Source organism: Bacteroides sp. D1 (assembly GCF_000157095.2).
In the GTDB taxonomy this organism is placed as follows: domain Bacteria; phylum Bacteroidota; class Bacteroidia; order Bacteroidales; family Bacteroidaceae; genus Bacteroides; species Bacteroides xylanisolvens.
This window is the reverse complement of the sequence record NZ_JH114330.1, coordinates 245959-257649: the sequence shown is the minus strand read 5'-3', so window position 1 is coordinate 257649 and position 11691 is coordinate 245959. Positions and strand designations below refer to the sequence as shown.

6 protein-coding genes and 1 pseudogene are annotated in these 11691 nt (G+C 42.6%); 5 read left to right on the top strand and 2 right to left on the bottom strand.

Annotation, left to right across the window (positions count from 1 at the left end):
- Positions 1-4 precede the first annotated feature (4 nt).
- The 5 genes and pseudogenes from BSAG_RS21435 to BSAG_RS21450 all read left to right on the top strand — a co-directional run bounded on the left by BSAG_RS21435 (position 5) and on the right by BSAG_RS21450 (position 9414).
- Entirely contained in the window at positions 5-1618 is a 1614-nt protein-coding gene (locus BSAG_RS21435) for a RagB/SusD family nutrient uptake outer membrane protein (RefSeq protein WP_008640825.1), read from the top strand.
- 25 nt (positions 1619-1643) lie between these two features.
- On the top strand, positions 1644-3758 hold the full coding sequence (locus tag BSAG_RS21440) for a BACON domain-containing protein (RefSeq protein WP_050427311.1): 2115 nt from the start codon (positions 1644-1646) through the stop codon (positions 3756-3758).
- Between the two features lie 11 nt (positions 3759-3769).
- Positions 3770-6433, top strand: a complete 2664-nt coding sequence (locus BSAG_RS21445) for a glycoside hydrolase family 2 TIM barrel-domain containing protein (RefSeq protein ID WP_008770693.1) — start codon at positions 3770-3772, stop codon at positions 6431-6433.
- 3 nt (positions 6434-6436) lie between these two features.
- Positions 6437-7850, top strand: a pseudogene (locus tag BSAG_RS0222470) (agarase).
- A gap of 10 nt (positions 7851-7860) precedes the next feature.
- Entirely contained in the window at positions 7861-9414 is a 1554-nt protein-coding gene (locus BSAG_RS21450) for a hypothetical protein (protein WP_008770695.1), read from the top strand.
- Between the two features lie 172 nt (positions 9415-9586).
- Here BSAG_RS21450 and pyrH read toward each other — a convergent pair whose 3' ends face one another.
- Together pyrH and BSAG_RS21460 are read right to left on the bottom strand one after the other, a co-directional pair.
- The gene (pyrH, locus tag BSAG_RS21455; protein WP_004299207.1) at positions 9587-10297 is read right to left on the bottom strand and encodes a UMP kinase; all 711 of its coding nucleotides are present in this window, start codon (positions 10295-10297) and stop codon (positions 9587-9589) included.
- 54 nt (positions 10298-10351) lie between these two features.
- Complete coding sequence (locus BSAG_RS21460) at positions 10352-11680, bottom strand: MATE family efflux transporter (RefSeq protein WP_008640832.1); 1329 nt, start codon at positions 11678-11680, stop codon at positions 10352-10354.
- Between the last annotated feature and the right edge of the window lie 11 nt (positions 11681-11691).

The window sequence follows — 11691 nt, the reverse complement described above, 5'->3', positions numbered from 1 at the left end:
CCTTATGAAAAAGTTAATATATACAGCCTTTGTCATTTGCGGAATGTTGACCGCTTCCTGCTCGGATTTATTAAATCTGGAATCAAAAACAGACGTGACGAATAATTATCTGTTCACTACTCCCGAAGGGTTGAATACTGCCGTTACAGGATTGTATTCCCTGGCACGTGAATTGCCGGGTGGAGCGGATAATAACGAATCTAATCTGTACATCGTTACCATGTGTGACTTTAATACGGATATTGCCATACTTAGAGCAGGTGTTTCTACCTCAATCGGACGTTTGAATACAAGTTTTACTCCAAGTACTGGAGATGTCAATAAGTTCTGGAAACATCACTATGGGATTATCGGAAAAGCAAATGAAATTATTGTAGCGGCAGAAGCCTTGGGACTGGATGACAGCGATGTATTGCACGCATGGAGTGAAGCGAAATTCTTCAGAGGACGGAGCTATTTTGAACTTTGGAAACGCTTTGACCGCCTTTATCTGAACGTCACTCCAACCACTGTCGATAATCTGAAACGGGAGTATAAACCGGCTTCTCATGAAGAACTGATGACACTGATGACGACTGATTTGGACGATGCAATGAAAGGTCTGGACTGGTCACTTCCTCAAAATAACGGAAATGTATTGTATGGACGGGTAACGAGAGCGACTGCCAAACATGTCCGTGCACAGGTTGCCATGTGGGAATCGGATTGGGATACAGCCATTGAGGAATGTGAAGACATCTTTAAACAGGAGGGCATCTACTCGATGGAAAAGAAAGCCGAGAATGTATTTAATAGCGCAGATTTGAGATCCCCGGAAGTGTTGTGGAGTTTCCAATATTCACAAAACTTGGGTGGAGGAGGTTCCGGAACTCCGGTTGCCGGACATCGTATCTCTATTCAGACTACTACCCGAATCAATAAAATTGCAGGTTGTATCAATACGGCCGATCAGGGTGGATATGGTTGGGGACGTATTTATCCGAATACCTATTTATTGAGTTTGTATGATCAGGCTAAAGATACACGATACAATGAATTGTTTGTACACCGTTTCAAATACAATGATCCTACTTCTCCTAAATATGGCGAATTGATTCCCCTTGCGAAAAGTTCCAGTTATTGTGAGACGTTGCATTTCATGTCGAAAAAATACTTTGATCAGTGGACTATGGCCGATAATCCGGACCGGACAACGGGATTCAAGGATTTGATTGTCTATCGACTGGCTGAAACTTACTTAATGGCGGCAGAAGCGTATATGCGCCGTGACGGAGGAATGAGCACGGATGCTCTGCGCTGTTACAATAAAACATGGGAACGTGCCGGGAATGACAAATTTGCGGGACCTCTGACGCAAGATATTCTTTTGGATGAATATGCCCGTGAACTGAACTTCGAGGGAGTCCGTTGGCCTTTACTAAAACGTTTGGGGCTTTTGGGTGAAAGGGTGAAAGCGCATTATGGCGAGACAAAAGCTGAAAATCCTTATTTAGATAAAGATTATGCGGAATGTCGTACCAGTTTTGTAGTTGGAAAGCACGAATGTTGGCCTATTCCACAGGAGCAGATTGACTTGATGGGAAAAGAGAATTTTCCACAGAATGAGAATTGGTATTAAGCGATTGATTATCTGAAAAACATGAATGAGTATGAAAAGAATAATATATCTGTTATTGATTTTAAATCTGGGGCTGCTTTCCTGTGTCGATGATGCGTCGGTACGTGTGATGCCTGAATTTAATTGTAAAGATACAAAAGTAAACTTGGCAAAAGCGGCGGGTTCTTTCGTTACATCGCTATTATATACTAATGTCGGTCAGGTTGTTGCTCAATATCAAGCGGAGTGGCTTTCTGTAGATGTAAACGCTAAAAGTGTAATATACACTGCCTTGACGCAGAATGACGGTGAGGATGCAAGGAGTACTGTCGTGAAACTGACTTGCGGTTCATATACAGTGGAAGTGACGGTTACACAGGATTCCAAAGAACCGGATCTTTCTTTGAAGGTAGGACAAAGTGTAGATGATGGTATCGGTATGATTTTCTGGGTGGATCCTTCGGACAAGATGGTAGGAAAAGCTGTATCTGTAAAACGTCAGGGAGGAAATCCTTTTGAGGCTTCTGTGATGTCTCATAATGCGCTTTCTACAGTGAATGGATATGCCAATACGGCTTTGTTTACTGCTCCTGCTGCAAATGATGCAGTGGCATACTGTCAGTCGTTGGGTGAGGGATGGTATCTGCCTGCACGTGATGAGTTATGGGAGTTGTTTGATGTTTACAACGGTATTGGACATGCTGACCCGGATTTTGCTTCGGTTGTACCTGATAAGTTGACGGAAGTTGAAAAAGCGGCACGTGCGGCATTTGATAAGATGTTGACCGATTTGCAGGGTGATGTGATAAACGAGGCTGCCGGTTCGGGCAATGGGGAAAGCTATTGGTCGAGTACGGAAAATGCAGCAGGGGATAAGGCTTATTGGGTACGTTTCGGAAAGTCTGGTGCTGATGCAGGAAATAAAACAGCTACCAACCGTTTTGTGAGATGTATGCGCACAATTGGTGATTATACTTATCCTGAAGAGCCGGCAACTCTGACGGTGGCTCCCAATCCTGTGACATTGGAAGGTGCTAACGAAGCGGAAGCAAATGTTACGTTGACATCCAATAAGAGTGTATTCAGTGTAGTGTTGGCAGATGATTCCTGGCTTTCATATACTATTTCAGGCACAACAGTTACGTTCAAGGCAAAATCAAAAAATACCACTGGTAATATTCGTACGACAATTGCTACAATAACAGCCGGTACTGGCGCAGCCGCAAAAGCAGTGGAGGTAACGGTGAATCAAAATGTAGCTGCCGAGGGAGACGCTTCCCTCGAATTGAGTACCAATACGGTGACTATTACGCCTGATGCGGTAGCAAAATCAGAGGTAATCACAATGATTTCTGATGAGACGGAATTTGCAATAAATATCACTGATGAATCTTGGGTGAAAGCGTATGTTGATGTAACAAGTAAAACTCTTTATTTTTGGACTTTATCTCCCAATCTGAATAGTTCTAGCCGGGTAACGACTGCTACGGTAATAGCCGGAAATGGAGCGAATGCACCTAAACAAGAGGTCACGATTACACAGAGAGGACTTTTAAGTTCCGAGTTTGCGGTGGGACAGGTAATTGCGGATAATGGATCGTTAAAAGGAGGCATTGTATTCTGGGTAGATGGAACTAATCGTGGTAAGGCTAAGATTATGTCGTTGGACAGAGAGAATTTGGCATGGTCTACAGCAGGCTCTCCGGCTTCTACCGGAGTGGATTTATCTAATGATGACGGTTTGGCAAATACTACTGCCTTGGCAGCATTGCCGAATGCAGCGGAAATGCCTGCTCTTAAATATTGCATGGATAAAGGTGCTGGATGGTATTGGCCTACAAGATCGGATCTGGAACAGATGTTTGAAACCTATAATGGGACTAAAGTAGCAGATGCGACGGAGGATAATCCGAATGCGATTACTGATTTTGAGAAAGCAAATCGTGCGGCATGGGATCTGGTAGTTACTAATGCGGGAGGAACTGCTATGAATACAGCAGCGGCATCTTCTACCGGAGATTCTTATTGGGCTAGTCGTGAAACGTCAAGTGGTACAAATGCATTTTATGTACGTTTTGGAAAACCGCTTGCTTGGGATAAAGCAAATGGGAAAAAGACTGGGGCAAGATATATTCGTGCAGTCCGTTCAATCTCGAAATAATGGTATTAGGTATGTATAAGGTATATAGAAAAATAATCTTAGCCTGCTTGTTATTGATTGTTGCCGGCACGGTCTGCGGTCAGCGTGTGACGCAAACGATCAACGATGGCTGGAAATTCTCCCTTTTTGAGGGAGACGCGTTCGATGCTGACTTTGATGTGTCCGGTTGGACTGACGTTTCCATTCCTCATACTTGGAATGCAAAAGATGCAGAAGATGAAATCCCCGGTTATTTCCGGGGAAAAGGCTGGTACAGGAAAGCCGTGATAGTGGAGGAACTGATTGCAGGTCAAAGAGTTTATCTTTGTTTTGAAGGAGCCAATCAGGAGACAAATGTATTTGTGAATGGAAAGTTGGTAGGGAATCATAAAGGTGGTTATTCTGCTTTTACGTTTGATGTGACTGACTATGTTCATACCGGATGCAATTTGGTGGCAGTGAGTGTTGACAACTCTTATAATCCGGATATTGCTCCTCTTTCGGCGGATTTCACTTTCTTCGGCGGACTTTATCGGGATGTTTATCTGGTGTATACTTCGCCCGTGCAGCTATCTACCACCCATTATGCTTCCAGTGGAGTATATCTCAAAATTGTTGGGATAACAGATGCTCAAGCGGAAGTGTGTGCAAAAACATTCTTGTCCAATGCTTTGAAAAGTAATCAGGCATTGATTCTTGAAACGGAGATTTTGGATGCAGACGGTAATAGAGTGGCACTTTCCGCAAAGAAAGTGAATGTGAAAGCAGGAGAGAAGAATGTAGCCTTTGAAGCGTTGATGACTATTGCGCAACCCAAACGGTGGGATGTTGATTCTCCTTATTTATATAAGGTGTATAGCCGTTTGAAGAATAAAAAGGGAGAAGTTCTCGATTGCGTTGTTAATCCGCTGGGAATCCGTGAATATCATTTTGATGCGGAGAAAGGTTTTTTCCTGAACGGGAAATATCGGAAATTGATTGGTACCAGCCGGCATCAGGATTACAAAGGAATGGGGAATGCCTTGCGGGATGAAATGCATATCCGGGATATACAGTTGAGTAAGGATATGGGAAGTAATTTCCTGCGAGTGGCTCATTATCCGCAAGATCCGGTTGTGATGCAGATGTGTGATAAGTTGGGGCTGTTGACTTCGGTTGAAATTCCGATTGTAAATGCCATTACTCAAAGTAGGGCGTTTATGGACAACTGTGTGGAACAGGCTACGGAAATGGTTTGTCAGAACTATAATTATCCGTCTGTCATCATTTGGGCTTACATGAATGAAGTGCTTTTGCGTCCTCCCTTTAATCCTGACAACAAGAAAGAACGGGCGGAATATATGAAGTTTCTTCATCAAATAGCTTCGGCTGTTGAGGCGCAGATCAGAAGTCTGGACTCGGAACGCTATACCATGTTGCCTTGTCATTCTGCTTCCCAAATCTATCAGGAAGCAGGGATTACTGAATTGCCGATGTTATTGGGATTTAATCTTTATAATGGATGGTATGGTGGTAATTTGGGCGGATTTGAAGAGAAACTGGAAGAACTTCACAAGGAGTTTCCTCATAAACCGTTGCTTATTACCGAATATGGGGCGGATGTAGATACTCGTATTCATTCTTTTTCGCCTGTGCGGTTTGATTTTAGTTGTGAGTTTGGCTCTGTCTATCATGAACATTATTTGCCTGAAATTCTAAAGAGGGATTATATCGTGGGGGCTATGGTCTGGAATTTGAATGATTTTTATTCCGAAGCCAGAAGAAATGCCATGCCTCATGTGAACAATAAAGGGTTGGTAAGTACGGATAGAGAACGTAAGGACGGATATTTTCTTTATCAGGCTTATCTGAAAGAGTCACCTGTTCTGCATATTGCTTCTAAATCTTGGAAGAATAGGGCAGGAGCCAGTCGGGATGGAAAGAGTTGTACGCAACCGCTGAAAGTTTATACTAACGCGGATAAGGTGGAGGTCTTTTTGAATGGAAAAAGTTTGGGAGTATATCCGGTAGCAGATAAGGTGGTTTCCGTGGACATTCCTTTTGTAAACGGAAAGAATGTGGTGGATGCTGTGATTGAAAAGGAGGGACGTGAATATCGTGACCAGTATGTCTGTGATTTTAAATGTGTCAATGTGAAGAATGGCTTTACGGAAATCAATGTACTACTGGGTGCTCGACGCTATTTTGAGGACCGGATAGCAGAGATGTGCTGGATACCCGAACAGGCTTATGCAGAAGGTTCATGGGGATATATTGGTGGGGAAGTGGCTCCGAACAAAACTCGTTATGGCTCTTTGCCTGCTAGCGATACAGATATACTGGGGACGGATCAGGATCCTGTCTTCCAGACACAGCGAGTAGGTATTGAAGCTTTTAAGGCAGATGTACCGGATGGTGTTTATGCTGTATATTTATATTGGACAGAACTTACTTCTGAAAATAAAAGAGAGGCTTTGGTGTATAATTTAGGAAATGATGTGGTGAGGGAGGACTATATTAACCGGGTATTTTCTGTGGATATAAATGGAGTATCTGTTGCCAAACAACTGAATATTGCAGAAGAATACGGTTCCGAACGTGCGGTTATTAAGAAATATATTGTTCCGGTTTCACAAGGAAAGGGGCTTGTCGTTCGTTTTGGAGCGGTGGAGTCTGTGCCCATTTTAAATGCAATACGAATCGTAAAAGAATATTAGATGATGAAAAATAGTATAGTTATATTGTTTTTACTGCTGTTATCCCAGTTTGGTTATGCCCAGGGACGTACATTTAAGGTCACTGCCCGTCCGTGGGTGAAAGGACAGAAAAATCTGCCTTGGAAAGAGTATGATACCCGTACTATTGCTCAATTGGATGGGTTCAAACCTACTGGTAAAGTACGTGTGAATAAGTATGGAAGTGATCTGGATGCTCCCAGGTATCGGGCTACAGGATTTTTCAGGGTAGAACGTATTAGAGATCGATGGTGGATGATTGATCCCGATGGGTTATCGGCATTTGCAGAAAGTGGTGGTAGGAGTACGTTTAGGTACTTCCGAACGCAATAAACAAGCAATGCTGGACAAATTCGGTACGGAGGAAAAATGGATCGAAGGAACGGCACGGATGATTCATTCGCTGGGCTTTTCCGGGGCCGGCTCCTGGAGTAATGAAGAAGCTATTGCCTCTTACAATGCCTCTCACAAGGAGGTACTGACTCGCTCAATCATTCTGAACCTGATGAGTGGATATGGGAAGAAACGAGGAGGAACTTATCAGTTACCTGGTAATACGGGATATCCTAATCAGTGTATTTTCGTTTTTGACCCGGAGTTCGAAACCTATTGCGATGAGATGGCACAAAAACTGGTCGCAAATAAAACGGATAAAAATATCATCGGCTATTTTTCGGATAATGAACTGCCGTTCGGGCCGAAGAATCTGGAGGGGTATCTGACTTTGAAGAATCCCAATGATCCGGGAAGATTGTATGCAGAATCCTGGTTGAAACAGCAGGGTATTACTTTGCAACAAATTACGGACGAACATCGGGAAGAGTTTGCGGGGGTAGTAGCGGAACGATACTACAAAGTGGTGTCGGAAGCGATTCGGAAGTATGATCCCAATCACCTTTATTTAGGTAGTCGTCTACATGGAAAACCTAAGTTTGTCCGCCAGATTGTGGAAGCGGCAGGCAGGTATTGTGATGTCGTTGCTATTAACTACTATGGTGCATGGACACCGAGTGAGAAGACCATGAAGCATTGGGGCGAATGGGCTCAAAAACCTTTCATCATCACGGAATTTTATACGAAAGGAATGGATTCCGGGCTGGCAAACACAACAGGGGCAGGTTTTACCGTTCAAACCCAGCAGGAACGTGGATATGCCTACCAGCATTTTGTTTTAGGATTATTGGAAAGTGGGAATTGTGTCGGATGGCATTGGTTCCGTTATCAGGATAATGATCCGACGGCAAAAGGGGTAGATCCTTCGAATCTGGACTCTAACAAAGGGCTGGTAGATAATGAATACAATCTTTATAAACCGTTGGCCGATGCTATGAAAGAATTGAATATCAACGCTTATCGTTTGGCTGACTGGTTCGACCAACAATCAACTAATAATAAATAAAATACATACCATGAAAAAACTATTTATATTGGGAACTTTTCTGTTTATAAGTTCTATTCCTATGGTGTCTTGTACGGATGATGATGATAAAGATCCTAATTTTATGCCTCCTGACATAGTGATGGGAGGGGGAGATGTAGAGTCGGAATATCCGGAGGATTTGCCTGCTCCCGGAGCTTCTGTGATGTATACTCCGTCATTAAATGCCAATATGTATCGCCCTATCAGTGTTAAGTATTCCAGTGCTTATCCGCCTATATCCAGTTGGAAAACAGAGAATACACGTATTATTGCATATATGGACGGGTATAAACCGGCTATTAAAACGTTGAAAGCGTATCAGGAGTCGGTTAATAAATACGGAAGTTCGACTACGCTTCCGAAACAGGCGGCTACGGGAAGATTTTATACGAAGAAAATAGACGGACGTTGGTGGTTGGTTGATCCGGAAGGTTGTCTGCATCTGGAACGTAGTGCGACTTCTTTGCGTAAGGGAACTTCCAGTCGTAATAAAACGGCCTGGAATAGCAGGTTTGGAACTGACGAAAAATGGTTGTCTACTACTCAACGTGAATTGAGTGAGATCGGCTTTCACGGTACAGGTGCTTTCTGCACAGGAACTTATTCACTGATTCAGACTCATAATGCTTCCAATCCGAGCAGTCCGTTAACTTTGGCGCCTTCATTTGCTTTTTTAAGCCAGTTCAAGAGTGCGAAGTCTTATAATTATCCCGGAGGAAGCGATGATAACGCGGCAGGTCTTGTGTTTTATAATGGATGGACTGAATGGTGTGAATCATATTTGGCAGGTAGTGCTTTCGCAGATTATTTGCGGGATCCTAATGTGTTAGGTTTCTTTTCTGATAATGAGATAAACTTCTCTTCAAACAGTTCCCGGATTTTAGATCGTTTTCTGGCTATCAGTAACTCAAGTGATCCGGCTTATGTTGCGGCGAAAGCTTTTATGGATTCTAAAGGTACGCAAAGTGTGACGGATGACTTGAATAATGAGTTTGCCGGGATTGTAGCAGAGAAATATTATAAAGCAGTGAAAGAGGCAGTGAAGAAAGTAGATGATAAGTTGCTTTATCTGGGAACTAGATTACATGGAACTCCTAAATATATGGAAGGAGTAGTGAGAGCTGCCGGAAAATATTGTGATGTTATTTCTATCAACTATTATAGCCGTTGGAGTCCTGAACTGACAACAGCGATTGCTGATTGGGCTAATTGGGCGGACAAACCGTTTCTTGTAAGTGAGTTTTATACGAAAGGGGTGGAGGACTCTGATCTGAATAACCAGTCGGGAGCCGGATATTCTGTTCCTACACAAAACGAGAGAGCTTATGCTTATCAGCATTTTACATTAGGATTGCTTGAAGCTAAGAATTGTGTTGGCTGGCATTGGTTCAAATACCAGGATGATGATGGTACGGACAATTCGTCGAAACCTGCTAATAAAGGTCTTTATGATAATTCTTATCAACTCTTTCCTTATTTATCTTTCTTTGCCCGCGAATTGAATTTTAATGCGTATGATTTGATTCAGTATTTTGATAAATAGGTGTTTGTTTCTATATAATATTTGAGAGGAAAAACAAAGTGCGAATTTTACAGGATTAGTTTTGGTTAAAGCTATCCTGCTAAATTCGCACTTCTTATTTCTAAATGAATAATCAATGTCTTATCAGAGTAGAGTATCATCTGATAGACAAATGAATATCGGTAGTGAAATATTAGTTATGTACTAATGTACCTATCTCTTCTCCACTGATAACCTTCTTTAAGTTGCCTACTGTGTCCATATCAAATACGACGATTGGCAGATTGTTTTCTTTACACATACAAGTCGCTGTCAAATCCATGACTTTCAGACCACGTTTCAGTACTTCATCGTATGTAATATCGTCGAATTTGGTAGCGGTAGGATCTTTTTCGGGGTCAGCTGTGTAAATACCATCTACACGAGTACCTTTCAGCATGACGTCTGCTTCGATTTCTATGCCTCTAAGTGAAGAACCGGTGTCAGTAGTAAAGAAAGGATTTCCCGTTCCAGCGGACATAATGACTACTTCGCCGTTCTCCATACATTCGATAGCTTTCCATTTACTGTAGAATTCACCGATAGGTTCCATCCGGACTGCTGTCAACACACGTGCCTTTACACCGGTAGCCACAAGAGCAGAACTTAGAGCGAGACTGTTGATTACGGTAGCCAACATTCCCATTTGGTCTCCTTTCACACGATCAAAACCTTTATTGGCTCCGCTTAGTCCGCGAAATATATTGCCTCCTCCGATAACGATACCAATCTGTACCCCTTGCTGGTGGATTTCTTTGATTTGTTCAGCATATTCTGCCAGTCTTTTTTCATCAATGCCATATTGCTTTTCGCCCATTAAGCTCTCTCCACTAAGCTTTAGTAAGATTCTTTTATACTTTGCCATACCTTTTGCTTTTTATTGTTTGCCGCAAATATAGAGATAATTTATCGGATAGCCTCACCGGGATACGATTACTTTTTTCATTATTTGTCTTCCCAAAAGGGTTTGTACAATTCCCCGCAATGAAAGATAAACGAGAAAAGCCAGCCACAGGGCATGATTTCCTAAAAGGGGATGGAAAGCGTAATAGACTCCAAAGAAGCTGGCAGAGGCAACTAACATGGAGTAAAGCATCTGCCGGGTAGCAGTGGCACCGATAAAAATGCCATCCCATAAGAAAGCGGAGAAACCGGCTAACGGAATAATGAGTGCCCAGTAAAAATAAGTGTCTGAAGCGCTGATTACTGAAGTGTCATTGGTTAGTAATCCCAGGAATTCTTTTCCGCCAGCTGCATAGAGAATTGTGAATACCAGTGAAAGACCGAATCCCCAATAGAAAAGGTGATGTACTGTGTTACGTAAGCCTGTTTGGTTTTTGGCACCAATGTAACGGCCGGTCAGTGCTTCACCGGCATAAGCAAATCCGTCCATAATGTACGAAAACAAAGTAAATAATTGCATGAGCAAGGTGTTCACGGCTAATACGATTTCTCCTTGGGCGGCCCCTGCAGAAGTAAAAAACATAGTGACTATAACAAGGCAGAGGGTACGGAAGAATATGTCCCGGTTGACTTGAAAGAAACGGTACATGGCTTGTTTCTGTATGATTTCTTTCCATACGATTCGTTTTTTAAGCACACTATAGTAACGCATGTATAACAAAATAGCCATGAAGAAACCTGCATATTGGGCAATTAAAGTCCCTGTTGCCACTCCTGCCACTTTCATGTCCAATAAGTAGACAAAACATAGACTGGCTACAATGTTGACAATATTTTGAGTAATAGCGATATACATGGGAAAACGTGAATTCTGCATCCCGATAAACCAGCCGGCGAATCCATAAAGTCCTAATGTGGCTGGGGCTCCCCAGATACAGATATAAAAATAGGTTGTTGCCAATTGCTTAACCTCCGGTGTGGTTTGTATCAGTGTAAATGCCAGTTTCAGAATAGGGTATTGGAGTATCAACAGGCAAAGTGCTATAAATAATCCTACTCCAACAGAACGTAGCAGTAACCGGGTGATTTCGTTTAAATCATGTTGACCGTACGCTTGTGAAGTCATTCCGCTTGTTCCCATGCGTAGGAATCCAAAAATCCAGTAGATAATGTTGAATAACATTCCCCCTACTGCAATGGCTCCAATGTACGCCGGAGAACCGAGATGTCCTACGATCGTGACATCGATAAGTCCCAGTAGCGGAACGGTAATATTCGATATAATCGATGGGATGGCTATCTGTAATATTCGTCTGTTTACGGAGGATTTTTTTTTATCTGTCATTGTATAAAAAC